Genomic DNA, 24,209 nt, shown 5'->3' with positions numbered 1-24,209 from the left:
TGCGTCACGGACGGGGAGGGCGGTCCGTACCCCGGGGCGTCCCAGGCTTGCCATGTAAAACGATCGCTTTACATGTCCGCGCATGGACACGCGCACCGAGATGATCAAGGGCGCCGCCCGCACCTTCGAGACCGAAGGCTTCCGGGGTGTCGGCGTCGACCGACTGCTGGCGCCCTCCGGCTCCTCCACCCGCACCCTCTACAAGCATTTCGGCTCCCGTGACGGGCTGGTGGTCGCGGTCCTGGAGGCGCGGCACCGCGCGTTCATGGACCGGCTCGGAGCCGAGGCCGACGAGATCGATCCCATCGGCTCGCTGTTCGACACGCTGCGCCGCTGGCTGGAGACGCACGGGGCGTGGGGCTGCATGCTCCTGCGCGCCCGCAGCGAGTACGCGTCGGCCAATGCCGAGATCGTGGCCCTCGTCGAGCAACAGAAGCGCGAATTTCGCGAGGCGGTCGCCCGCCGCGTCGAAATCGGGCTCGGGCGCGCCGACACGGGCTTGGCCACTCAGGTCTGGCTCCTGTTCGAGGGCGCTACCGCAGCGGCGAGCGTCAGCGACGTCGCGGTGATCGAGGAGGCCAAGCGGGCCGCGCGGGCGCTGGCCGCAGTCGCGAGCGGTCGCGGCCCGTGAGCGCCCGCCTCAATCTGGTCGCGGCCGCCTTCGCCCTGACCGCGCTCGCCTACGGCCTGGCCCGCTTCGCCTACGGCCTGCTCCTGCCCCGGATTCGCGACGACCTCGGACTGAGCCCGAGCACCGCCGGCTGGATCGGCGGCAGCGCCTTCGCGGCCTACTGCATCGGCATCGTCCTCGCCTTCCTCCTCGGCGGACGGCTCGGCCCGCGCCGGGTGGCGATGCTCGCGGGGCTCACCGCCACGATCGGTATGGCGCTCGTGTCCGTCGCCTCGTCCGGCTGGGTTCTCGGCCTGGCGATCACGCTCACGGGCCTGAGCACGGGGCTGACCTCGCCACCGCTCGCCGCGGCCGTGACTCAGGCCTTCGGCGAGAGGGATCGCCCGAGGGCGAACGGGACGATCAATGCCGGCACGGCGGCGGGAATCGTGTTCTCGGGGCTCGCGACCCTCGCAACCGACGGGGCGTGGCGCGAACTCTACGCCGTGTTCGCCGGGCTCGGCGGCATCGTCACGCTCTGGCTCCGGTTCGCCCTGCCCGCCGGCCCGGCCGAGTCGGGCTCCGCAGGGCTTCAGCTCACGGTCCTGAAGCGTCCGGGTCTGGCCGGTCTGGCGGCGGGCGCCTTCCTGATGGGTCTGTCCAGCACCGCCATCTGGACGTTCGGCGCGGACATCCTGCGCGGCGACCTCGCCTTCTCCGGAACCCAGGTCGCGCTGGCCTGGATCGCCCTGGGAAGCGCTGGCACCCTCGGCGCGGCGACGGGCCTCCTCACCGCGCGTTTCGGCGTCGGCCGGGTTCATCGCCTCGCCCTGCTCGGCACGGTCCTCGGCGAGATCGGGCTGGCGGTCGGGTCGGCTGCAAGCCCATCCAGCCCCGTGCCGGGCTTTGCCGCCATGAGCCTGTTCGGCACCGCCTACATCGTCGCCAGCGGGACGTTTCTGATCCAGGGCATCCATCTGCTGCCCGATCGCCCCGACCTCGGCCTCGGCATCCCCTTCCTGACGCTCGCCGTCGGCCAGACCGTCGGTGCACCCTTGTTCGGAAGCCTCGTGGAGAAGGCGGGCTCAGGGAGCGCCCTCGTGGCGTTCGCGATGATCGCCGGCAGCGCGACGGTCTGGCGGGGGCAAGCGACGCCGATCAGTCCGCGAGTTGCCCCAGCGCCTCCCGGGCGAGCGCCGGAGTGAGCGGCTTCGCGGCGAAGCGAACGCCTTCGGGCAGCGTGCCGGGCTCGGGGGAGGGACCGGCCGAGAGGGCGATGAGGAACAGGTCCGGCCGATGCCGAGCGATCTCGTGGATCAGGGCAAAGCGGGTCTCGGCCCCAGGCAGGCCGGCATCGACGACGACGAGGCGCAGCGTCGCGTGGCGCTCGATCTGGAGGAGCGCGCTCAGTGCACTCCAGGCTTCCAGCACCTCGAAGCCCGCTCCGGCCAGACGATCCGCCGTTTCGATGCGCGGGCCCGTCTCGCTCTCCACGACGAGAGCCAGCGGCCGCGCGTCGCCGTGCGGGGCAGGAGGAGCGGGCAGATCCATGAAGCGTCCCGGATGTCCTCGGCGCGTGCCTGGGCGTCCTGCCGACAAGCGGCGAGCGGCCGGTTCGTTGCCCCGCGGCGTCGCTTTTCGCCCTATTCTTTTTCGAGAAGACCTTTCAGGGGCGCCCGGATCCGGCAGGTCACGCCCTCTCGCGCGTAGATCATCTGCGTCTCGCCGCCGACCGCGCCCGAGAATCCGCGCTCGATCAGGCGCGAACCGAAGCCCTTGCGCGTCGGGACGGCGACCGGCGGCCCGCCGCTCTCGGCCCAGGTCAGCGTCACGACCGGCTCGACCTCCCGCGCCTCGTCCTCCAAGTCATCCTCCAAATCGTCCTGCGGGTCATCCTGCACATCCTCCCGCCGATACCCCTGCTCCCGCCAGCGCAGTTGCGAGACGGTCCAGTCCACGCCGACACGCCCGCCTGGAACCGAGAAGGCGCCGTACTTGGCGGCGTTGGTGGCGAGTTCGTGGATCATCAGGGCGAGCGACAGGGCGGCCTTCGGCCCGACTTCAAGGGCCGGTCCGGACAGGTGGATGCGGCCCGGCTCGCCGTCGTCGTGGATCGCGAGCGCGCCGGCGATCACCGCCTCCAGCGCCGCCCCTTCGCCCTCCCCCGAGAGCAGGATGTCGTGCGCCTTGCCGAGCGCCACCAGCCGGGCCACCAGCGCCTCCTTCACCGCGGCGATGTCGGAGACGTTGCGCAGGGTCTGCGAGGCGATGGCCTGGGCCATGGTCAGCGTGTTCTTCAGCCGATGGCTCAGTTCGCGGTTGAGGAAGCGCTGCTGCTCCTCGGCCTGGATGCGGGCGAGCGCCACGGAGACCCGCCCGGCCACCTCGCGGACGAAATCGACCTCGCCCGGCTCCCAAGCCCGGGGTTCGGGGGCATGGGCATAGACGAGGCCGACGAGGTCGCCCCGCCGCATCAGCGGCACGCCGAGCAGGGCGCCGGCGGCCGCCTCGCCGCCCGCATCCGGCGCGAGGTCCGGATCGGCGGCAAGATCGGGCACAGCCACGATCTCGCCGCGGCGCAGCCGCGCGAGGCTGGCCGGAAACGCCGCGGAGCCCGTCCCCGCGCCGGGCGCCTCGCGCCCGATCGCCAAGCCGCCAGCGACGGCATCGATGAACGTGCAGCCCGCATCCGAAAGATCGAGGGTGCGCCCGAGGATCCGGACCGCGATCCCGCGGATCTCGGCGAGGCCGGCGGCGTCGCGCAATCCGTCGCCGAGTTCGATCAGCGCCGTCTGGCGCGCCTCGGCCGCCTTCTCCGCGGTGATGTCCTCGATCATCGCCGTGGCCTGGATCGCCTCGCCGCGCACCTGCGAGACGAGGTTGACCCGGCACCAGATCAGGCGCCCGTCCTTGCGGCGGAAGCGTTTCTCCAGCGTCTCGCGCACGATCTCGCCCGCGGCGAGCCGGCGGTGCAGATGGTCACGCTCCGCCGCATCCGCCTCCGGCGCCCACTTGACGACGGAATGCCCGACGATGTCGGATTCCTCTGCCGCCCAGATCGCGCAGAGCTTGGCGTTGGCCTCCAGCGCGACCATGGTGCGCGGATCGATCTGCACGATGCCGATATTGGCGCCCTCGACCACCGCCCGAAGCTGGGCGGCGACGCGGTTGCGCTCGGTCAAGTCGAGCATGGCACCGATCATACGCAGCGGCGTGCCGTCGGGCCGGCGCACCATCGAGCCGCGGTCGAGCACGTCGGCGTAGGAGCCGTCGGCGCGGCGGAAGCGGTACTCGTGGCGCCAGTCGTGCCCTTCGCCGGCGATGACGCGACGAATATCCGCCTCGACACCGGCGCGGTCCTCGGGGTGGACATGGTCGAGCCACCACCGGCCGGTCGGCTCGACCACCTCCGGCGCCCAGCCATAGGCGGCCTGCAGAGCCTCGTTCCACAGCACGTGGTCGGCGGCGAGGTCCCAATCCCAGATCGCGTCGTTGGTGGCGCGGGTGACGAGGCGGTAGCGCTCCTCGGTTGCGGCGATGGCGGCCTGCGCCGTGCATTCGGCGGTCACGTCGCGCACCGTGCCGACGAGGCGCCGCGCCCTTTTAACTCCACCGTCGCTTTCGACGACGAGGGTACCGCGGGCCGCGACCCAGGCGATCACCGTGCCGTCGCCCGGACCGTCACCGGCGATCGTGCGGTAGGTGGCCTCGAACAGGCCGGGCCCGGCGGGGTCGAGGGCCGCCTGCACGGCGGCGTCGGTGCGCGCTCGGTCCTCGGGGTGGAGGCGAGCGAGGAAGGTGCCGGCGTAGCTCACGGCCTCGTTCGGCCCGACCCCGAACAGGGCGCGGGTGCGTCCGTCCCAGGCCAGGGTGCCCGCCACGACATCGTAGTCGAAGATGCCGGCACCGGCCGCCTCGACCGCGAGCCGCAGGCGCAGCTCGCTGTCGGCCAGGATCGCGGCCTCGGTCCTCCGCTCGGCGATGCCCCGGCGCAGTTCGAGTTGCGTCATCGCCGTTCGGGCCAGCGCCTCGAGGCCCGCCGCCTGCGCGGCGCTCAGGCCCTCTGGCCGGGGCACCGTGTCGAGCACGCACAGGGTGCCGATCGCCAGACCCTCCGGGGTTACCAGAGGCGCACCGGCATAGAAGCGCATTCGGGGCTCGTCCGCGACGAGCGGGTTGGTGCGGGTGCGCGGGTCGGCGGCGAGGTCGGCGATGATCAGGAGATCGCGCCTGGCCAGCGTGTGGACGCAGAACGAGCGGTCGAGCCCGATCTCAGCCGGCGTGAAGCCGAGCCGCGCCTTGAACCATTGCCGGTCGCTCGTCAGCAGGCCGATGAGGGCGATCGGCGCGGCACAGAGCTGCGCGGCCAACGACACGGCGTCGTCGAACGCGTCCTCGGCGGGCGTGTCGAGAATGCCGTAGCGGGCCAGCGCGGCCAGCCGCCCGGCCTCACCGGATGCTGCGAAATCGTCGGGCGGTCGGCTCATGGACGGACCCGGCAAGGACGGAACCGGCAAGCCGGATGATCGCGGCGCCCTTCCTCCGGAGGCGCCTGCGGCGCCCCGCCGTCCGGACGGCGACGATGGTGCATCGGTGACGGACCCTGCACAAGACGACCGCCGACATCGTCGTGCCTCCTAATGAAGAATCCGAGATGTCCATCCGGGCCCAAGCGCAACCGAGAGCGTCGTCCTGGATCGAAGTTCCAGGACGACGCTCTCGGTTCCTTTTTTTGCATCGTTTTTTCCGAAAGCCGGAAGCCACCTTTCCGGACGATGCTCTACTCGGGTGGCTCGATCGCGACGAGCCGCCCACTCGGGCTGTAGACCGCGCCGAGCACAGTCTCGTAATGGCGCTTGACGCAGGCATGACACTCGCAGGCGACCTCCTCGATCGCCGCCCGGTTGACGATGGTGATGCGCCCGCGCCCGACCTCGATCAGTCCCTGCTGCTGCAGCATCCGCAGGATGCGGGTGAGATAGGTGCGCTGCACGCCCAGCATCGCGGCGAGCGATTCCTGGGTGATCGGCAGAACGTTGCTGTCCAGCCGATCCTGAAGCGTCAGGAGCCAACGCAGGCAGCGCTCCTCGATCGGGTGGAGGGCATTGCAGGCTACCGATTGCAGCACCTGCGCGAGCAGGCAGTCGGAGTAGCGGGTGAACAGGTTGCGCAGGGATTCCGAGTGCCGTTTCACTTCCTGGAGTCGCGCCGACTCCATCCGCAGGACCGGACCGGCGATCTGGATCAGGGCATGGGTCGAGGCCGGCAGGCCGCCGTTGCTGACGACACCCCCCACCGCCCCCTCGCGGCCGATCGTGGCGGTCTCGGCGCTGCGCCCATCGATCATCGAGATCAGCAGGGTGACCACGGTCTGTTCGAGGGGAAAGGTGATGAAATCGACCTCGCGGCCGGCGGCGAACAGGGTTTCGCCACGCTGGTACTCCAGCCGCACCATATCGGGCAGAAGAAGGCCGCGATCCTCGCGGCTCAGGCAGTTCAGGAGCAGGTTGCCTTCGAAGCAGCGCTCTGGGGCCGAAGGCATGTACAACTCGAAGTCCGTCCTGTCGCCGAGCCGGCTCCTAGCGCAAAGGTTGCCGTGCAGTCTGTCTACAAGTAGACAAAGACGGCGTTGAACACGAAAAAATTCAGGTCAGGGCGGAGGCGAACGGCCCGCCTCTATCGAAGCGGGCAGACGCGCAACACGGCAAAAGATACAGCAACCTGGGAGACCGGCCGTGCGACCGGCACCGCCGACGGTTCCTCGCTTCACCCTATTTGCCGGTGCAGAGGCCCTGGCTCGACAGGCGCCGATGCTCGCGCGGATCGCAGTCGGTGGCGAGGAAGGAGGCCCACTCGGTCGGGCTGCCGTAGAAGGCGTTGCGATCGACATCGCCACGCACGCCGGGCACACGGCCCGTCGAGGTGAACTGCCAGAGCATCCACTTGCGGTTGGCGTAGCGCTGCTCCGGCTCGGCCGCCGTGGAGCGGACCCAGTGGGGGTAGTCGGGCAGCTCGTCCTCGAGAACGTCCTTGTGGAAGGTGATGTCCGTGTAGATGATCGGCCGCTTGCCGGTATAGGCCTCCATCTCGTCCAGCATGTAGCGGATCATCGACAGCGCCTGGGCCTTGGGCAGCTTCTTCGGGCACTTGGCCGAGTGGCCGTTCCACTCCACGTCGAGCACAGGGGGGAGGGCGGTCGGATCGTTCGGCACGTTGCGCTTGAACCACGCCATCTGGTCCTCGGCCGACCGGCACCAGAACACGAAGTGGTAGGCGCCCCGCGGCACGCCGGCGCGGCCAGCCCCGTCCCAGTTCTCACGGAAGCGCTCGTCGACGTGGTCGCCGCCCTCCGTCGCCTTGATGAAGGCGAACTGCGTGCCGGCCGCCTTGACCGAGGCCCAGTTGATGGGGCCCTGCCATTTCGAGATGTCGATGCCCTGGACCGGGTGGCTCTTCGCCCGCGCCACGCCGGGATGGGGCTTGGCGTCACCCTTGGTGGGGTAGAAGTCGTTCTGCGCGGCGCAGGCCGCGAGACCGGAGAGCAGCAGGGCGGCGAGCCCGCGCTTGATCCATCCGCGCGGAGCCGGTGCGCGCCTCAAGGAAATTTCGGTGTCCAGCGACATCGACGGCCCGCCACTTCTCGCGTGCGACTTCAATGGGTATTCGATGCCCTTGATCCGGTTAACAGAACTTTGCTGGCATTGCGGCGGATTTTCGGAAGGCGTTGCACCCCAGGCACATAGGCGCCGCCGGAGCTGTCCAACGGCCGAGGCGCTCCCATCTAAAACCCTGCCGGCCCTGAATTTTCCCTGAGCCCTCGATGCGCAAGACTCTGTTCACCATCGGATACGAAGGCCTGTCGCCGGACCGCCTGCACGCCGCCCTGAAGGAGGCGAACGTGTCCGTGCTCGCCGACGTGCGGGCCGTGGCCAACTCGCGCAAGCGCGGCTTCTCGAAGGGCGCCCTGAAGGCGGGACTGCTCGAAGCCGGGCTGGGCTACGAGCACTTTCGCAGCCTCGGCACACCGAAATCCGGCCGCGAGGCGGCCCGCGCCCACGATGCCGGGCTGATGCGCCGAATCTATTGCGAGGAGGTGCTCGATACCGCCGACGGGGGACTGGCTCTCGACGCCCTGGCGGAGCTGGCCGCCGAGCGGCCGGTCTGCCTGCTCTGCTTCGAGCGCGACCCCGCCCGCTGCCACCGCCGCGTGCTTGCCGAGCGGTTGGCCCCGCGCGGCTTCGACACGGTCGACCTCTACGGCGCATTTCTGTGACTTTTCGGAGTTTCAGGCGCGTCCGCGGCGGACGCGCCTGAAACTCCGAAAGAATCAGCGCATCAGGCTCGGCGCGCCGAGGCGCGGCTGTACGCCCTCGCGCATCACCATGCGCCGCAGGGGTGGGATCGCGCTCAGCGCGACGAGGCCGAGGCCCCGCAGGGCATCGACGGGCAGGAAATCGGTGAGCAGCGAGCGGTTGAGCATGTCCACCGCCGCCCCGCGCAGGCGCGCATCCACACCCCGTGCCCGCCCGAACCCCGCGAGCGAGGCCGGCGCCCCCGGATCCCGGTTCGCCTCGCGGGCGGAGAACACCGCGTCCCGCAGGGCCGCCGCGTCGCGCAGGCCGAGATTGAGGCCCTGCGCCCCGATCGGCGGGAAGACGTGGGCGGCCTCGCCGATCAGGGCGAGCCGGTCGGCGACCGGCCGCTCCACCGAGAGGCCGCGCATCGGCACGAGCCCGCGCGGGCCGTCGATCCGCATGGCGCCCAGCATCGAGCGGGCCTGATGCTCCACCGCCGCGGCGAGGTCGGCATCGTCGAGGCCCGAGAGCCGCTTGGCCGCCCGCTCCGCCGTGACCCAGACGAGGCTGGAGCGGTGGCCGCCGGGGAGCGGCACCAGGGTGAAGGGTCCGTTGCGGGTGTGGAACTCGGTGGAGATGTCGCGGTGGGGCCGGTCATGGGCGAGCAGGGTGGTGAGCGCCGCCTGCGGATAGGACCATTCGCGGGTGCGCAAGGATGACGACGCCCGCAGCGGCGAGCGGCCCCCGTCGGCGCCGACGACGAGCTGCGCCGCGAGGCTGCGCCCGTCCTCCAGGTCCAGCACGGCGAAGCCGTCCTCAAGGCGCATCCCGGCCGAATCCGCCTCGAACAGGGTCAGACCCGGCGTGGTGCGGACCTGATTCCGCAGGGTCTGGACGAGGCGGGCGCTCTCGACGTTCCAGCCGAAGGCGTCGAGGCCGATCTCGGAGGCCGAGAAGCGGGCGGGCGGCGGCCGGAACAGGCTACCCGTATCGTCGACGATCTGGAGTTCGGCGAGCGGGCTCGCGTGCGACGCGATCTCGGTCCAGGCGCCGAGCACGGTGAGGAAGCGCACCGAACCGTCGAGCAAAGCCACGGTGCGCCCGTCCGCCACCGGGGCGTGACGTCCGACGAGGGCGGTCTCCACCCCGTCACGGGCCAGCGCCAGGGCGGCGGCGAGCCCCGCGGCCCCGGCCCCCACCACGGCCACGGCGAAGCGCGGCGGCGAGGAGACGGGAGAGATGGTCGGGGAGGGGCGGGCGAGGGAGGTCTGCACCGGGACCGTCACGACGGGAGACTCCTTGAAGTGCCCATTGAAGTGCCCTCAGGGCGGAGATCGAAGGCCGACTTTCTACAGAGGTGCGGCCGGCGCGGGGTCAAGTGCGGCGGAAGGGTCCGAGCGCGAACGGGCGCTCGCGCACAGCGCGATCGAACGGAAATGAAACCAAATCCCGTGCGCTGCATTGCCAACCTATGTTGAGAGAACTGCGCGCTCTGGCCGCACTCTCTGGGGTCCAGAACGATCATTGACGTCCGAGGGGGGCGTTCCATGAAGCCATTCATCACCTCGCAGCCGGACACCGGACGGACACGGCTCGAATCCTCCTTCGATCCCATCCTCTCGGGGGTCGCGCGCGGGCTCGCACGGCTGTTTCCGCCGGTCCAGAACGTTCAGCCGCCGCGCGAGAAGGGCGACGGTGCCGCCACGCCCCAGCGGGCGGGCACGGGCGGCGGGCAGGGCGATCGCGGATGATGAAGCCCGAACTGGTCGAGCAGCATATCACCGCGATGACCACGGCGAGCGGCAACCTGCTGCGCCAGATGGAGGATGAGGGTCTGCGCTACCGGGTCACCGTGCGCCCGGAGGATACCGGCACGCTGCACGTCCAGGTGCGCGAGCTGACGCCCGAACTCACGGAGCGCATCGAGCGGTGTCTGTCGGGCATGGGCATGCAGGTCGCGATTCGGGAAGGATAGCGGACACCAGCGCCCGGCAGGGCCACCGCTCCGAGCTGTTTCCAAGCCTTTGCCCCTGCGCCTGGCCGGTGTGCTTCGGGCATAAGCGCAAGGCAGTGGCGCGCGACCCTTGCTTCGCTCCGCCGGACCGATATCTCGCCCGGAGTTCGAGACTCAAGAACGCGGGAGAACGCGATGAAGGCGATCCGAGTGCACGCCTACGGCGGGCCGGAGGCGATGGTCTACGAGGACGTGCCCTCGCCCGAGCCGGGGCCGGGCCAGATCCGCGTCCGCCAGACCGCCATCGGCGTCAACTTCATCGACATCTACTTCCGCTCCGGCGCCTACAAGGCGCCCTCGCTTCCCTTCACCCTCGGCAAGGAGGGCGCGGGCGTGGTCGATGCGCTCGGCGAGGGCGTCACCGATTTCCGCCTCGGCGAGCGCGTCGCCTATGCCGGCGCCACCGGCACCTATGCCGAGGAGGTCGTGGTCGCAGCACAAGGCGTCGTCCACGTGCCCGACGCGATCTCCGACGAGACCGCCGCGGCGATGATGCTGAAGGGTCTCACCGCGCAGTACCTGCTGCGCCGGACCTACCGGGTGCAGCCCGGCGACACGATCCTGTTCCACGCCGCCGCCGGCGGTGTCGGGCTCATCGCCACGCAATGGGCCAAGCATCTCGGCGCCACCGTGATCGGCACCGTCGGCTCGGCCGAGAAGGCGGAGCTGGCACGCGCGCACGGCTGCGACCACGTCATCCTCTACCGCGACGAGGATTTCGCCGCTCGGGTAAAAGAGATCACCGGGGGCAAGGGCGTGTCGGTGGTCTATGACGGCGTCGGCAAAGCGACCTTCCCCGCCTCGCTCGATTGCCTTTCCCCCTTCGGCATCTTCGCGAGCTTCGGTTCGTCCTCAGGGGCGATCGAGGCCTTCGACATCGGCATCCTCGCCGCCAAGGGCTCGCTCTACGCCACCCGCCCGACGCTCTTCACCCACATCGCCACCCGCGAAAGCCTCGACGCCAACGCGGCCGAGCTGTTCGAGGTGGTGGCGAGCGGCGCGGTGAAAATCCCGATCCACGCCCGCGCCAAGCTCGCCGACGCGGCGCAGGTTCACCGCGATCTCGCGGGGCGGCAGACGACCGGGACGACGGTGATGACGCCGTGATCCCCGTATCCTAGGACGAAGGGATTCCGGGCTCTGCCCGGACCCGCCGAGGGACTTGTCCCTCGGAACCCTGGACTTGGCGATGAGACTGACCGAACACGATGTTCTGCTCGTCATTGATGTGCAGAACGATTTTCTGCCCGGCGGGGCGCTCGCCGTGCCCGACGGCGACGCCGTCATCGCCCCGCTCAACCGGCTGAGCGCGTGCGTTCCTCACGTCATCCTCACCCAGGACTGGCACCCGCCCGGCCATGCCTCGTTCCACGGCAGCCATCCGGGCAAGGCACCCTTCGACACGACGGAGCTGCCCTACGGTGAACAGGTGCTCTGGCCGGAGCACTGCGTGCAGGGCACCCACGGCGCCGAGCTGGCCGCGGGCCTCAGGACGGAGCGGGCCGAACTGGTGATCCGCAAGGGCTACCACCCCGGCATCGACAGCTACTCGGCCTTCATGGAAGCCGACCGGCGGACCCGCACCGGGCTGGCCGGCTACCTCGCCGAGCGTGGCCTGACCCGCCTGTTCCTCGCCGGCCTCGCCACCGATTTCTGCGTGCTCTGGACCGCGCTGGATGCACGCGCCGCCGGGTTCGACGTCTTCGTGATCGAGGATGCCGTGCGCGGCATCGATCTCGACGGCTCGCTGGCGCGCGCCTGGGCAGCGATGGAGCAGGCCGGTATCGGGCGCATCGCCAGCGCGGCGTTCGGCTGAGATCTCGGGATCAGGGGTCGAGGGCGTCCGCCTCGACGCCGCACTCTCCCGCCACCGTCTCCCGCAAAGCCGCGCAGAGTCTGCGAACCGTCCCATGCCGGGCGCTGTCATAGGGTTGCGCACCGAGCGCCGTCACGGGCGCGAGCAGGCGCAGCGAGTTGGTGACGAACAGGGCCTCCGCGGCCTCCAACTCCGAGGGCAGGAGAGGGCGCTCTTCGACCGCGATGCCGAGGCTCGGCGCGAGCTTCGACAAAAGTTCGGCCCGAACGATACCCGGTAGGACGCCATCCTCCAGCGGCGGCGTGACCAGCGTCCCTCCGAAAATCCCGAAAAAATTGCCGGTGCCGGCGCAGGCCACGCGGCCCTTCGTGTTCAGGAACAGAGCCTCGTCGAAGCCTTGCGCCTGCGCCGCGCGGGCGGCGAGCACCGCATCGAGATAGCCGAGGGTCTTGAGGCGCGCGGCCGGCGAGGTCTCGTTGCGGGCGATCTCCGTGAGCGTGAGCCGCAGGGGGGCGAAGAACAGGGCGGCGCGGGCCGGCGCAGCGCTGCCGAACAGGAACGGGTTCGGCTCGGGTGGGGGCGCCAGACCGCGCGGACCGGGGCCGCGGGTCAGCGTGGTGCGGATCGCCGCGAGCGGCGCGGTGCTAGCCAGCGCGCGCATCGCCTCGACGATCCGCTCCCGCGCGCTCGCGAAGCCGAGCACCTCCGCGGCGGCGGCGAGGCGGGCGACATGGGCGGCCTCGAAGGCGACCTGCCCCTGAATCGCGAGGGCGGTGTCGAACACACCGTCGCCGAGCAGCAGGCCCCGGTCCCCCATGGCGAAGGGGAGGGTGCCGCCCTCGACCAGCCGCCCGTTAGACCACAGCATCGGCGAGCCTGTCCGTCCGCTCCGACGCGTCCGCCTCCCGCCACGCGCGGGCGCCCTTCAGGAAGTTGGCGAACAGCGCGTGGCCGTTCTCGGTCAGCACCGATTCCGGGTGGAACTGGATGCCCCAGGTCGGGTGGCTGCGGTGCGACAGCGCCATCACCTCGCCCTCCCCGGAGGCGGCATCGACCGTGAGATGCCGCTCCATCTCCGGCGTCGGCGCCACGATCAGCGAGTGATAGCGCCCGACCTGCATCGGCTGCGGCAGCCCTGCGAACAGCCGCTCGCCCCCGTGCCGGATCGGCGTGGCGTGGCCGTGGAGTGGGCGGCCCGCCCGCTCGACCCGGCCGCCGAAGGCCGCGCCGATCGCCTGATGGCCGAGGCAGACGCCGAGGATCGGCACCTCGCCGGACAATTCGCGGATGGCCGGCAGGCTCACGCCGGCCTCCGCCGGGGTGCAGGGGCCGGGCGAGATCACCACCGCCTCAGGGTTCCGCGCGCGGATGCCGGCTACATCGAGCGCGTCGTTGCGCACGACCTCGACGGTCTCGCCCAACTCCTCGAAGTAGCGCACCACGTTGAAGACGAAGGAATCGTAGTTGTCGACGACGAGGATCATGGCGCCTCCTCCTCGAAGGCCGCGAAGACGCGGGCCGCCTTGGTCAGCGTCTCCTCGTATTCGGGGCCGGGCTCGGAGAGCAGCGTCACGCCGCCGCCGGCCTGGAGCACGGCCTGTCCCTTGTCCATGAACACGGTGCGGATCGCGATCGAGGTATCGAGCGATCCGTCGAAGCCGAGCGCGCCGATCGCCCCGCAATAGAGCTCGCGCGCGTCAGTCTCGATCTCGGTGATGATGTCCATGGCCCTGAGCTTCGGCGCGCCGGTGATCGAGCCCCCGGGAAAGGTTTTTTGGATGAGGTCGAGAGCATCCGAACCCTCGCGGAGCGTGCCCGTCACCACCGAGACGAGATGGTGGATGCCGGCATAGGATTCCAGCCCGCACAGGGTCGGCACCCGCACGCTGCCGGGCTCGCACACCCGCGACAGGTCGTTGCGCAGCAGATCCACGATCATGATGTTCTCGGCCCGCTCCTTCGGATTGCGTGCAAGCGCGGCGGCGATCTCGGCATCGCGGGCGGGATCGGGATCGCGGGCCACGGTGCCCTTGATCGGCCGCGTCTCGACCGCCCGCCCCTCCAACTTGAGGAAGCGCTCGGGCGAGGAGGACGCGACGGTGAGCCCCTCGAAATCGAGATAGGCGCCGAAGGTCGCGGGGTTGGTCTCGCGAAGCCGCCGGTAGAAGGCGAACGGGTCGAAGTCGGGCGGTAGGTCGGCGGCGAAGCGCTGGGCGATATTGGCCTGATAGATGTCGCCGGCGCGGATATAATCACGCACCTTTTCGACTGCTCTCTCATAGCTTTGCCGCGAGAAATTCGTGCGCCATGTGAGCTGGGCGCCGGTCCATTTCGGCAATGGCTCGGACGGTGCGGCGAGCCAATCGGCGAAGGCGTCGAGCCGCGCCCGCGCCCGTGCCGCGCGGGCCGGTCCGTCGGCCTCGGGAAAGCCGGTGGCGATCAGCAGGCAGGTCCCCCGGCCATGATCGACCGCCACCAGGGTGTCGTAGAGGTTGAAGGCGATGTCGTCGGTGAGCCCCGCCCGGCGCGCCGGGGACGCGACCCGCTCCAGGCTCGCGCCGAGATCGTAGGCGAAGTAGCCGATCGCGGCTCCTGGAAAAGCCGGCAGGTCGGGCCGGGGCGCCAGACGGTAGGGCGCGAGGCAGGCCCGCAGCGCCTCGATGGGCGAGCCGGGCACCGCGCGCCCATCCAGGGTCGCACGGCCGTCGCGATAGCGGAACCGCCCGAACGGGTCGGCGGCCAGCACCGAGACGCGGCCCAGCGTATCGTGCCGCATGGCGCTGTCGAGGAAGGCGAGTCCGGGCAGCCGGGCGAGCCGCGCCGCGGCCGCGACCGGGTCGATGAAGGGAATCTCGCGGGTCCAGACCATGGGCTCGGCCGTCGTGCCTCGTGCGGCGCTCGTTCGGATTCACCCAAGGGCGCGCCGCACCCTCCCGTCAATCGCCCCTGCGTTCCGGCCTCGCGGGAGGGGTATGCGCCAGGGCCGCGCGCAGAGCTAATCCGATTTTTCAACAAAGCATTTCAAGCCACTGTCTCAAAACGCTTATCCGTGAAAATCGAGGATGACCGCTATCCGACCATTCCGGTGCGGGCCGTGACGCTGAATCGCTCCGGCTGACGCTGCGCCAGGACGGCCTGGGCCGCCAGCTTCGTGATCGCGAGGGTCGGCGAAGCAATCCGGGCCTCGCGACAGCGACCAGCCGCGCGCTGCCTCAAAACGGGAAGCCACCGGCCACGCTCGCAACAGCGCCACGATGCGGTTATATCGGCGCATCCACCGCCATCGATGCAGGACGCGCGGGCCTCCGTTCGGGAGGGCCGCCCCAACGGGCCGTCATGACCGCAACCGCCTCTCCCTCGGACACCAAGGGCGCCGCCGCGCCGCGGATCTCCTTCGTGTCGCTGGGCTGCCCCAAAGCGCTCGTCGATTCCGAGCGCATCCTCACCCACCTGCGGGCCGAGGGCTACGAGTTGTCGCGCCGCCACGACGGAGCGGACGTGGTGATCGTCAACACCTGCGGCTTTCTCGATTCGGCGAAGGCGGAATCGCTCCAGGCGATCGGCGAGGCCATGGCCGAGAACGGCCGGGTGATCGTGACCGGCTGCATGGGCGCACAGCCGGAGGAGATCCGCGAGAAGTATCCGAACCTCTTGGCCGTCACCGGCCCCCAGGCCTACGAGTCGGTGGTGGCCGCCGTGCACGAGGCGGTGCCGCCCGCCCACGATCCGTTCCTCGACCTGATCCCGCCGCAGGGGGTCAAGCTCACCCCGCGCCACTACGCCTATCTGAAGATTTCCGAGGGCTGCAACAACCGCTGCACCTTCTGCATCATCCCGTCGTTGCGCGGCGATCTCGTCAGCCGCCCGGCGGGCGACGTGCTGCGCGAGGCGGAAAAGCTCGTCAAGGCCGGCGTGAAGGAGTTGCTCGTCGTCTCGCAGGACACCTCGGCCTACGGCATCGACACCCGCTACGCCACGAGCCCGTGGCGAGACCGGGAGGTGCGCGCCCGGTTCTACGATCTGGCGAAAGAACTCGGCGAGCTCGGGGCCTGGGTGCGGCTGCACTACGTCTACCCCTACCCGCATGTCGACGAGGTCATCCCCCTGATGGCCGAGGGCAAGATCCTTCCCTATCTCGACATGCCGCTCCAGCACGCGAGCCCCTCGGTGCTGAAGCGCATGCGCCGGCCGGGTAACCAGGAGAAGCAACTGGATCGGATCCGGCGCTGGCGCGAGATCTGCCCGGATCTCGCCATCCGCTCGACCTTCATCGTCGGATTCCCCGGCGAGACCGATGCGGAGTTCGAGGAACTGCTCGACTGGATCCGCGAGGCCCGGCTCGAGCGTGTCGGCTGCTTCGAGTACGAGCCGGTCAAGGGCGCGACCGCCAACGATCTCGCGGCTCTGGTGCCGCCGGAGGTGAAGGCCGAGCGCAAGCGCCGCTTCATGGAAGCGCAGGGCCTCGTCTCGCTCAAACTCCAGCGGGCGAAGGTGGGCAAGCGCCTCCAAGTCATTATCGACGAGGCGGGTCCGAGCGTGGCGCGGGGCCGCTCCAAGGCCGATGCGCCGGAGATCGACGGCAGCGTCCACGTCGCCTCGCGCCGCCCGTTGCGGCCCGGCGACATCGTCACCGTGAAGATCGAGCGGGCCGACGCCTACGACCTGCACGGCATCGCGGTTTAGGGCCGGGGAGGGCGGGCTGAGCGGAGCCCAATTCCGCCATCCCGAAGGGATCAACCGGATTTGGGATGAGGCGAACCGCCCCGCGCGCTGCACGTTGCCCCGTCACGGCAACGAAGTCACGGCAACGAAGCGTACGAGGAACCGATGGCGGACGAACAGCGCGACCAGACCAACGGGGCCGCGGTCTCGCCCAAGGACCCGGCAACGGGCAAGCTGAAGCCGCAACAGGGACCGATGGAGCGGGCCGGCACCGAGGCCGAGGAAGCCGCGCGCGGCAACTCGCCCTCGGGCGAGAACAAGCGGAAGGCCGAGGACGACCGATCCGCCTGAGCATCCTCGGAATGCGCGACGAGCGCCGGTGGATGCGCCTCGGCTTGATCGGCCTCTACGGCTTCATCGGCGTCGTCCATCTCGCCGCCACAGACCGGTTCCTGCCGATCATGCCGGGCTGGGTGCCCGCACCCCGCCACGTGGTGATCGGCACCGGCCTGTGCGAGATCGCGGGCGCCCTGGCGCTGTTCGTGCCGCGGCTGCGGCGGCTGGCCGGAATCATGCTGGCCCTCTACGCGGTCTGCGTGTTCCCTGCCAACATCAAGCAGGCGGTGGAGGGCATCGCCGTGCCGCCGATCCCCAACACGTGGTGGTATCACGGCCCCCGGCTCGCGCTTCAGCCGGTGATGGTGTGGTGGGCGCTCTACGCCGTCCACGCCGTCGACCGGCCCTTCACGGCGCGAAGAACCGGCGATGTCGGAGTATCTCGTTAAGATTAACCCGACAGAACAAAAGGCTTTTCGCTGAGGAAAACGGCGCTGGCAGCGTATCCGGGCGGGCTCAACCGGTGGTCTTCGCCCCGCAACCCTGTCTAGGCTCGCCCCCATGCCGAAGAGCCGCGACTCGAACCCGACGAATCGCCCGCAAGACGGTGTCGCACCGCCGGAGCAGGCGGCGGTCGAGCGCGCCCTGGAGCAGATCGTGGAGCGCCTGAAGCCGAAGGCGCCGGCCCCGAAGCCGCCGCGGAAGGATGGACCGCGGACGAAGGGCTGAGCGTCCCCTCGTCGCGGTTTCGAAAGGACAGGTCCTTTTCGCGAGTGCAGGGCGAAAGCCCGCGAAGCGGCTTCGCCGGCTTCAGGGCGCTACCCCGAACACCCGCCAAAGGATCTGAGGCCTTTGGGATCCCCCGAACCTGAGCCTCATTTCTTCTCGTCGCGCTTCACCGCCTGCCAAGCCGCTTCCATGGCGGGGAGGGCGGTGTCCTCCAGGGCGTGGCCCTCGCTGGCGAGCCGGGCGGCCATGGCGGTGAAGCGGCGCTCGAACTTGGCGGTGCCGCGGCGCAGCGCCTCCTCCGGATCGACGCCGGCGTGACGCGCGAGGTTGGCGACCGAGAACAGCAGGTCGCCGATCTCCTCGAACACCGCCTCCGGCTCGCCCTTGCCCAGGCTCTCCTCGACCTCGTCGGTCTCCTCGCGCACCTTCGCCAGCACCTGGGCCGCGTCCGGCCAGTCGAAGCCGACGCCGGCCGCCCGCTTCGAGATCCGGTCGGCCCGGGCGAGGGCAGGGAGGGCCCGGGAGACTCCGGCCAGCGGGCCGGCCGCCTCGGCCTTGCCGGTTTCCTTGCCGGCCGCCGCCTTCTCCGCGCGCTCCCGTGCCTTGATCGTCTCCCAGGCCGCCTTGATCGCCGCCGGGTCGGTCGGGCGCTGCTCGGGCGACAGGAACGCCCCGGACGTGTCGAAGACGTGCGGGTGGCGCCGGATCAGCTTGGCGCAGATCGCCTCGGCCACGTCGTCGAAGTGGAAGGCGCCCTCCTCCTCGGCGATCCGCGCCTGGAACACGACCTGGAGCAGGAGATCACCGAGTTCGTCGCGCAGATCCGCTCGGTCGCCGCGCTCGACTGCGTCGGCAACCTCGTAGGCCTCCTCGATCGTGTAGGGGACGATGGTCTCGTAGGTCTGCGCCGCGTCCCAGGCGCAGCCCCGTTCCGGATCGCGCAGTCGCGCCATCAGCGCCAGCAGCCTGCCGATCGGCGCCTCGTCCATCGCTCTTCCATCCCGCATCGGTCGCTCGGTCTCGGCCAAGCCCCCGCTCATAACCCGTCCGCTGCCGCGGCGCAGCGCCGGTTCAGGTGCTCCCGACCGGGGAGGAGAGGGGTACAGCCTGTGCAAAATTCCCTTTATTCCTTTTGAAAAGAAGGGAGAAAGACGTCGTTCGGTTTGGCGAACGCAGCTCTACCTTCCCTAGGAAAGCTATCTGTTAAGGATTCTTAGGGAGTCAGTTCAGCAGGTTATAGGGTGGGCGAAAAAGCCGTTTCAGTTTCAGGGTTTAAGGGGTCTTTGCGCATTGAACTCTGCGCGGAACCGCATTGAACTCTGCGCCGCCCCGCATCGGATTCTGCGCTTGTGGCGGGGCCTCCCGCATCGGATTCTGCGCAGGCCCGTACCGGATTCAGCGTGCAAAACCGGTTTGGCCGGGGAAGAGCGGGGACAAGTCCGGGGCAGGGGGCGTATTGAACTCTGCGCGGTCGGATTCGGGCCGGTCGGCGGACGTATGGAACTCTGCGTGCCTGGAATCGGCCCCGCCTCCGGCCGCGAGCCACGCAGCTGTGCAGGACTCGCGGCGCCAAACGTGGATTCCCGGGAAAACTCCGAAAGGTCACGGGACTCCGCGGAGCCGAATCGTGACAGATCGGTTGCGGCCCTGAGGGTCCTCCGACGACTCCGTCCGGAGCCCGAGGCTTGGATGAAGGCGAACACGACGTGACACGCAGCGGGAGGCCTTGAGGGCGCGCCATGTCGGGGCTGGAGGCCAAGATCGCCGCGATCCGCGACCCGGATCTGCAGGCGGAGCTGGAGGCGGCGCGGGGCGGGTTCCTGTTCGCGCCGATCGTCGAGCACCTGTTCTTTCGCCAGCGCGAGCGCGACGCCGCCCGGGCCCAGGAGGGGGCGCAGGCCGAGGCCCGCGAGGCCATGGGCCGCGACCGCCGCCGTCGCGACGCCGTGCGCGAGGTGATCGAGAGCGAGCCCACGGGCCCGGAAAACCTCCAGCACCTGCACTCGGTGCTGGCGCTGTGCGGCTTGCCCTACCGCGATCCCGGCGACGCCCGCGACTTCGTGCGGGAATACGGCCGCAACTCGCTCAGTCTCTCGGCGGGCCGCCTCAAGAACCCGATCACCGGCGAGATGGAACTGCAGGGCCTGCCCTACGGCCCCAAGGCCCGGCTGGTGCTGCTGCATCTCTGCACCGAGGCGGTGCGCCAGCGCAGCCCCACCATCGAGGTCGCCGACAGCCTCTCGGGTTTCATGAAGGCGATGGGATTCGCCGTCACCGGCGGCGAGCGCGGGACCATCGGCGCCTTCAAGGAACAGCTCAACCGGCTGGCCGCCTGCTCGATGCAGCTCGGCCTGTGGGACGGGGAGGGGCAGGCCTCGACCCTCAACGTGCCTCCCTTCCGCCAGCTCGAATTATGGCGGCGCGGCGATGACGGCCTCGTCTGGCAGCGCACCGTCTCGTTCCATCAGGATTTCTACGACAGCCTGATCCGGCATGCCCTGCCGGTCGATATCCGCGCCGCGCGGGCCTTCTCCGGCTCGGCGCGCAAGCTCGACCTCCTGTTCTGGACCGGCTACCGCCTGCGTGCCCTGCAGCGCCCCCTGCGGCTGACCTGGGACAACCTGCACCGCCAGTTCGGGGCCGAGAACGCGAGCCTGCGCAGCTTCCGCCAGGCCTTCAAGGCGGATCTCGCCGGCCTGCTGGAGGTGTTTCCGCGGCTGCGGATCGACCTCGACGAGGGCGGCATGCTGCTACACCCGGCCGATCCCGGCAGCCTGCTGGTGCCGCCCAAAGCCGCCCGCACCGCGCGCGCGGCCGCGGCTGCCCGCGTCTGACGGAATATTCCATACGGCAATTCCGGCTGGTTGGCAGAGACGGAATATTTCCCTCGAAGAGAGAAGAACCTTCAGTCCGTGGAACAGGGAATGGTTCATTCCGTTTCAGAGGTCGGTTGACCTCGTCTGTCCTGCTTCCTGAAGGCATCTCAGCATGAGGAGCCATGGCCCGTTCCGTAAACCTCGCTCGGTTCCCTCAGCGCTGTCTCCTCACGGCATTCCTTTCCGTGACAACCAGGGAAAACCTGGAAGGAATAAAAGGATCTCGCGTTCTCCTTCCTTCCGTGCCATCCTCCGTTCCGAATGTCTTCCCTCGTTGGGAATGATCGAACGGGAATGCCAGCATGGTCCTGTCGGAATCCGAGGCCGTGGCGAGGCTCGAGGCGCTGCGTCGGCAGCGTGACGCGATCGAGCGGCAGATCGCCGATCTCCTCCTCTACCTCGATCTCGGTCGCCGCCTCGGCGGCGCGGCCGCACCGGCTGCAGTTCCGGCCGCGCCGAGCGAGGATGGGCGAGCGGAAGCACCCGCCCCCATTCCCGTTCCGCAACCGGTTCAGGCGCCGGCCGCCCCTCCGGCTCCGCCCTCCGCAGGGCGCGAGAGATCTCCGGCACCGGCCTTCGCCGCCCCGGAGGAAGGGGAGGTCAGCCTGTCGGAGACGGTCCTCGCCCGCCGCTACGGCCGGGCGGTGATCGAGGCGGCGCTCGCCGTCCTCGAGGAGGCGGGCCGCCCGCTGCATGCCAGCGAGATCCTGGCGCGGCTCACCGAGCAGGGGTTTACCCTACCGGGGCAGGATCCGGTGGCGGCGCTCAACACCCGGCTCTGGAAGCGCTCCGGCCCCGGCGGGCCGCTGAAGCGCCTGGGCGAGGCCGTCTACGCCCCGGCCGAGGCGGAGGAGGGGTAGCCGGGCGGTCTCGACCGCTGCAGCTCTCAAAACACGAAGAGGCGGCCCGCGAGGAGCCGCCTCTCAACCGTATCTGCCTCTTCAGCGAAGCGGCCGCGCCCTCAGCGCGAGGCCGTGACGGAGCCGGTCGATTCCGTCACCTCGCGCCGATCCAGGTCGAGGGCCGTGGCGGGTGGATGGGCCTGAGTGAAGGCGCTGCCGTCGCGCGCCAGCGCCTCGCCGTGAGCGAACAGCGCCTTCATGTAAGGCTGATCGAACGGCTTCTCCGAGGTCTTGGCGAAGCGCCCGTCGATCAGGGCGATCCGGAGATCCAGGCCGGTGCGTCCGGCGTAAGCTTTGGTGAGGGCGAGCGCCGCGCGGGTCTGCGCCTTGATGGCCGCCGACATGGTGCGGCCGAGCACCGAGAGCGTGGTGCGCGAGGCCATCTGGAATTCCGGCTCGAGCCGGTTGTTGATGACGAGGTAGACCCGGTTCGTCGGCAGGTGCAGCCGCGCCTCCCCTTCCAGGGCAGCCGCCGGCGCGAGGTAGAACGGGGCCATCGCCCCGCCGTCGTCGTGCAGCTCCGCGAAGGGCTTGGCCTTGTTCCCGTCCCTCGCTTCGGCGGGGATCGCCACCGGCGGGAAGACGCCGGGCACCGCCGTCGAGGCGAGCACGATCGAGCGGAACAGGCTCAGCGCCCGTGGGTCACCGGTCTCGGCGCTGCGCTGGGCGATCGCGCCCATGTCCCAGAGCACCGGCCGCTCGCTATCGACCTGCGTCGTGGCGATCAGCAGGCGGCGGCCTTTGGCGTGCTCGGCCGCCACTGCTTTGAGCAGGGCCGGCGTCACCGCGCGCCCGATCCGCTCCTTGAGCGGCCACGTGTCGGTCAGTGAGTCCGGTGTCCCGCCGAACTCGAACACGTCGGCCGCCGAGATCTCGGTGTAGTTCTCGCGAAGGGCCGCGTCGGCCTTCGCTCCGAGCGTCGGCGCCACGAAGGCGAAGGGGGCGATCAGCGCGCCGGTCGAGACGCCGGTGATGACGCCGAATTCGGGACGGTCGCCGCGCTCCGACCAGCCCGCCAGCAGGCCGGCGGCAAACGCGCCGTTCTCGCCGCCGCCGGAGAGCACCAGCCAGGGGTCGGAGGCGCGGGGTGCCCCGTCGATCAGGGCCTGGAACGCGCTCGTATCGTCGCCCGCGATCCGCACCGAGGCCGGCAGGCCCTCGGGACGCGCGGTCGCGGCCTGGGCGGCGGTGTAGTCCGGCCGCGCGTCGGCGGGTTTTTTTGCGGCCGGCCCGGCCAGCACTGCCTGCGGCAGCGAGAGCGCGAGCAGCGCGACGGCGAGGGGCCGGCCGAGAGACCCGGCTCTCGATCGACCCAAGGCTCCGACCCTGCGCGGGCCGGTGGACAAATCTCGCAGGGTCGGTTCGTTGAACAGTTTCGGCATCGACGCACGTCTCCCGACGGTGTTCGACAGCCCGCCTCGGCCGGAAAACACGGGCCGCGGCGGTGTGTTCCAGCCTGTCTGCCCCGCGCCGAATGCTTCGCCGGGCAAGCTTTGCCATTTCGCTCATCCCGCGGTCCTCACCGCGGCGTGCCCCGGCATCCGGTCATGAGCATCGAAGACGAAGACAGTCTCGATGAAGACTTCCGAACTCTTGAAGAGTGTCGGACCATTCGGCTCGCCGCGCAATCTTCGCTTTCGGATACTCCACCGACGGATAGGCCGTTCGGCCCGTGCGCGGGAGCACAAGGGGCACACTCCGTCGAACCGGGGGCGCGAGTCCAAGGAGCCGGAGGGACGACCAAGGTCGGCTTTACGTCGGGGGGCGCCGTGCTCTAACGCCAGGAACACTGACGCCCAGAACACTGACGCCCAGAACAGAAGCGAAGGGCGGACGCCGAGCCCCTCGCGAAGCCGGAGACCGAGAGCCGATGAAACTGCCGCGCCGCTTCTTCCAGCCGCTCGCCGCGGGTGCGCCCGAGCCGTTCCGCGACCTGCCGATCAAGCTCGAGCGGATGATCCACTTCGTGCCGCCCCACAACGAGAAGGTCCGCGCCCGCGTGCCCGATCTCGCCAAGACGGTCGACGTCGTGCTCGGCAACCTGGAGGACGCGGTGCCCGCCGACCAGAAGGAGGCGGCGCGCAAGGGCTTCGTCGAGATGGCGCGGGCCACCGATTTCGCGGCCTCCGGCACCGGCCTATGGACCCGCATCAATGCCCTGAACTCACCCTGGATCCTCGACGACCTGTTCACCATCGTCGCCGAGGTCGGCTCGAAGCTCGACGTGGTGATGGTGCCGAAGGTCGAGGGCCCCTGGGACATCCACTACATCGACCAGTTGCTGGCCCAGCTCGAGGCGCGCCACGGTGTGACGAAGCCGATCCTCGTCCACGCCATCCTCGAGACGGCGGAAGGTGTGGCCAATGTGGACGCCATCGCGTCCGCCTCGCCCCGCATGCACGGCATGAGCCTGGGGCCGGCCGATCTGGCGGCGTCCCGCGGCATGAAGACCACCCGCGTCGGCGGCGGCCACCCGGACTATCGCGTGCTCTCCGATCCCAAGGGAGATGCCGAGCGGTCGAGCGCCCAGCAGGATCTGTGGCACTACACCATCGCCAAGATGGTCGATGCCTGCATGGCCAACGGCATCAAGGCGTTCTACGGGCCCTTCGGCGACTTCTCCGATTCGGCGGCCTGCGAAGTCCAGTTCCGCAACGCCTTCCTGATGGGTTGCGCCGGCGCCTGGACCCTGCATCCGAGCCAGGTGGCTCTGGCCAAGACCGTGTTCGCTCCCGATCCGGCCGAGGTGAATTTCGCGGTCCGGATCGTCGAGGCGATGCCTGACGGCACCGGCGCGGTGATGATCGACGGCAAGATGCAGGATGACGCCACCTGGAAACAGGCCAAGGTCATCGTCGACCTCGCCCGGCTGGTGGCCGAGAAGGATCCGGATCTGGCCAAGGTCTACAATCTGCCCTGATCGTCGCGGATGTTGGCCTCGCGTTGGAACGGAAGGGGCGCGAGGCCTA

24 protein-coding genes are annotated in these 24,209 nt (G+C 69.9%); 14 read left to right on the top strand and 10 right to left on the bottom strand.

All coding sequences use genetic code 11. The features are described from left to right. The first annotated feature begins 82 nt into the window (after positions 1-82). Together FHU13_RS10420 and FHU13_RS10415 are read left to right on the top strand one after the other, a co-directional pair. Positions 83-631, top strand: a complete 549-nt coding sequence (locus FHU13_RS10420; RefSeq protein ID WP_183435783.1) for a TetR/AcrR family transcriptional regulator — start codon at positions 83-85, stop codon at positions 629-631. Next, positions 628-1,815 carry an MFS transporter gene (locus FHU13_RS10415; protein WP_183435782.1) on the top strand — a complete coding sequence of 396 codons (1,188 nt, stop codon included), beginning with the start codon at positions 628-630 and terminating at the stop codon, positions 1,813-1,815. Before FHU13_RS10420 ends, FHU13_RS10415 begins: the two co-directional genes overlap by 4 nt. Here the strand turns inward: FHU13_RS10415 and FHU13_RS10410 are convergent. From FHU13_RS10410 to FHU13_RS10395, 4 genes are all read right to left on the bottom strand, one after another. Continuing rightward, entirely contained in the window at positions 1,769-2,161 is a 393-nt protein-coding gene (locus FHU13_RS10410; RefSeq protein ID WP_183435781.1) for a response regulator, read from the bottom strand. The two genes, FHU13_RS10415 and FHU13_RS10410, sit on opposite strands and share 47 nt — an antisense overlap. Positions 2,162-2,253: 92 nt before the next feature. After that, positions 2,254-5,097: a PAS domain S-box protein gene (locus tag FHU13_RS10405; RefSeq protein ID WP_183435780.1), complete on the bottom strand. Its 2,844-nt coding sequence runs from the start codon at positions 5,095-5,097 to the stop codon at positions 2,254-2,256. A 293-nt stretch (positions 5,098-5,390) separates the two neighbouring features. After that, complete coding sequence (locus FHU13_RS10400; RefSeq protein WP_183435779.1) at positions 5,391-6,152, bottom strand: Crp/Fnr family transcriptional regulator; 762 nt, start codon at positions 6,150-6,152, stop codon at positions 5,391-5,393. Between the two features lie 229 nt (positions 6,153-6,381). Next, a complete protein-coding gene (locus FHU13_RS10395; RefSeq protein ID WP_183435778.1) occupies positions 6,382-7,233 on the bottom strand; it encodes a GH25 family lysozyme in 852 nt (283 codons plus the stop codon). 197 nt (positions 7,234-7,430) lie between these two features. Between FHU13_RS10395 and FHU13_RS10390 the strand changes: the two genes are divergently transcribed. Then, complete coding sequence (locus FHU13_RS10390; RefSeq protein ID WP_183435777.1) at positions 7,431-7,883, top strand: DUF488 family protein; 453 nt, start codon at positions 7,431-7,433, stop codon at positions 7,881-7,883. Positions 7,884-7,937: 54 nt separating this feature from the next. Here FHU13_RS10390 and FHU13_RS10385 read toward each other — a convergent pair whose 3' ends face one another. Continuing rightward, entirely contained in the window at positions 7,938-9,191 is a 1,254-nt protein-coding gene (locus tag FHU13_RS10385; RefSeq protein ID WP_183435776.1) for an FAD-dependent monooxygenase, read from the bottom strand. A gap of 261 nt (positions 9,192-9,452) precedes the next feature. On the opposite strand from FHU13_RS10385, the gene FHU13_RS10380 reads away from it, so the two are divergent. From FHU13_RS10380 to pncA, 4 genes are all read left to right on the top strand, one after another. Then, a complete protein-coding gene (locus FHU13_RS10380) occupies positions 9,453-9,656 on the top strand; it encodes a hypothetical protein (RefSeq protein WP_183435775.1) in 204 nt (67 codons plus the stop codon). Beyond that, on the top strand, positions 9,653-9,880 hold the full coding sequence (locus tag FHU13_RS10375; protein WP_183435774.1) for a hypothetical protein: 228 nt from the start codon (positions 9,653-9,655) through the stop codon (positions 9,878-9,880). The genes FHU13_RS10380 and FHU13_RS10375 overlap by 4 nt, the downstream gene beginning before the upstream one ends. Positions 9,881-10,054: 174 nt before the next feature. After that, positions 10,055-11,026, top strand: a complete 972-nt coding sequence (locus FHU13_RS10370) for a quinone oxidoreductase family protein (RefSeq protein WP_183435773.1) — start codon at positions 10,055-10,057, stop codon at positions 11,024-11,026. A gap of 82 nt (positions 11,027-11,108) precedes the next feature. After that, the gene (gene pncA, locus FHU13_RS10365) at positions 11,109-11,735 is read left to right on the top strand and encodes a bifunctional nicotinamidase/pyrazinamidase (protein ID WP_183435772.1); all 627 of its coding nucleotides are present in this window, start codon (positions 11,109-11,111) and stop codon (positions 11,733-11,735) included. Positions 11,736-11,745: 10 nt separating this feature from the next. Here pncA and FHU13_RS10360 read toward each other — a convergent pair whose 3' ends face one another. The 3 genes from FHU13_RS10360 to pabB are packed head-to-tail and all read right to left on the bottom strand — an operon-like array spanning position 11,746 to position 14,604. After that, positions 11,746-12,603, bottom strand: a complete 858-nt coding sequence (locus FHU13_RS10360) for an aminotransferase class IV (RefSeq protein ID WP_183435771.1) — start codon at positions 12,601-12,603, stop codon at positions 11,746-11,748. Further along, positions 12,590-13,219, bottom strand: coding sequence for an anthranilate synthase component II (locus tag FHU13_RS10355; RefSeq protein WP_183435770.1), 630 nt, complete (start codon positions 13,217-13,219; stop codon positions 12,590-12,592). Before FHU13_RS10355 ends, FHU13_RS10360 begins: the two co-directional genes overlap by 14 nt. Continuing rightward, positions 13,216-14,604 carry an aminodeoxychorismate synthase component I gene (gene pabB, locus FHU13_RS10350; protein ID WP_183435769.1) on the bottom strand — a complete coding sequence of 463 codons (1,389 nt, stop codon included), beginning with the start codon at positions 14,602-14,604 and terminating at the stop codon, positions 13,216-13,218. The genes FHU13_RS10355 and pabB overlap by 4 nt, the downstream gene beginning before the upstream one ends. 467 nt (positions 14,605-15,071) lie before the next feature. Here pabB and rimO point away from each other — a divergent pair, with 467 nt between their 5' ends. The 4 genes from rimO (at position 15,072) to FHU13_RS10330 (ending at position 17,462) form a co-directional block, all read left to right on the top strand. Further along, positions 15,072-16,418, top strand: coding sequence for a 30S ribosomal protein S12 methylthiotransferase RimO (rimO, locus tag FHU13_RS10345; RefSeq protein WP_183435768.1), 1,347 nt, complete (start codon positions 15,072-15,074; stop codon positions 16,416-16,418). A 144-nt stretch (positions 16,419-16,562) separates the two neighbouring features. Beyond that, the gene (locus FHU13_RS10340) at positions 16,563-16,748 is read left to right on the top strand and encodes a hypothetical protein (protein WP_183435767.1); all 186 of its coding nucleotides are present in this window, start codon (positions 16,563-16,565) and stop codon (positions 16,746-16,748) included. 11 nt (positions 16,749-16,759) lie between these two features. Beyond that, complete coding sequence (locus FHU13_RS10335) at positions 16,760-17,182, top strand: DoxX family protein (RefSeq protein WP_183435766.1); 423 nt, start codon at positions 16,760-16,762, stop codon at positions 17,180-17,182. 112 nt (positions 17,183-17,294) lie between these two features. Next, positions 17,295-17,462: a hypothetical protein gene (locus FHU13_RS10330; protein ID WP_183435765.1), complete on the top strand. Its 168-nt coding sequence runs from the start codon at positions 17,295-17,297 to the stop codon at positions 17,460-17,462. Between the two features lie 146 nt (positions 17,463-17,608). On the opposite strand, the gene mazG is transcribed toward FHU13_RS10330, so the two are convergent. Next, a complete protein-coding gene (gene mazG, locus FHU13_RS10325) occupies positions 17,609-18,451 on the bottom strand; it encodes a nucleoside triphosphate pyrophosphohydrolase (RefSeq protein WP_183435764.1) in 843 nt (280 codons plus the stop codon). Positions 18,452-19,201: 750 nt separating this feature from the next. Here mazG and FHU13_RS10320 point away from each other — a divergent pair. Together FHU13_RS10320 and FHU13_RS10315 are read left to right on the top strand one after the other, a co-directional pair. Further along, positions 19,202-20,296, top strand: coding sequence for a replication protein RepA (locus FHU13_RS10320; protein ID WP_183435763.1), 1,095 nt, complete (start codon positions 19,202-19,204; stop codon positions 20,294-20,296). 344 nt (positions 20,297-20,640) lie between these two features. Continuing rightward, positions 20,641-21,198 carry a winged helix-turn-helix domain-containing protein gene (locus tag FHU13_RS10315; RefSeq protein ID WP_183435762.1) on the top strand — a complete coding sequence of 186 codons (558 nt, stop codon included), beginning with the start codon at positions 20,641-20,643 and terminating at the stop codon, positions 21,196-21,198. 101 nt (positions 21,199-21,299) lie between these two features. Here the strand turns inward: FHU13_RS10315 and FHU13_RS10310 are convergent, their stop codons facing one another. After that, positions 21,300-22,622: a patatin-like phospholipase family protein gene (locus FHU13_RS10310; protein ID WP_183435761.1), complete on the bottom strand. Its 1,323-nt coding sequence runs from the start codon at positions 22,620-22,622 to the stop codon at positions 21,300-21,302. 488 nt (positions 22,623-23,110) lie between these two features. Between FHU13_RS10310 and FHU13_RS10305 the strand changes: the two genes are divergently transcribed. Beyond that, positions 23,111-24,160 (top strand): CoA ester lyase, encoded by a 1,050-nt coding sequence (locus FHU13_RS10305; RefSeq protein WP_183435760.1) that lies wholly within the window; start codon positions 23,111-23,113, stop codon positions 24,158-24,160. The last annotated feature ends 49 nt before the right edge of the window (positions 24,161-24,209 follow it).

Source organism: Methylobacterium sp. R2-1, from assembly GCF_014191355.1.
GTDB lineage: Bacteria > Pseudomonadota > Alphaproteobacteria > Rhizobiales > Beijerinckiaceae > Methylobacterium.
Note: the sequence above shows the minus strand (reverse complement) of the source record. Positions and strands in the feature narration are given on the sequence as shown.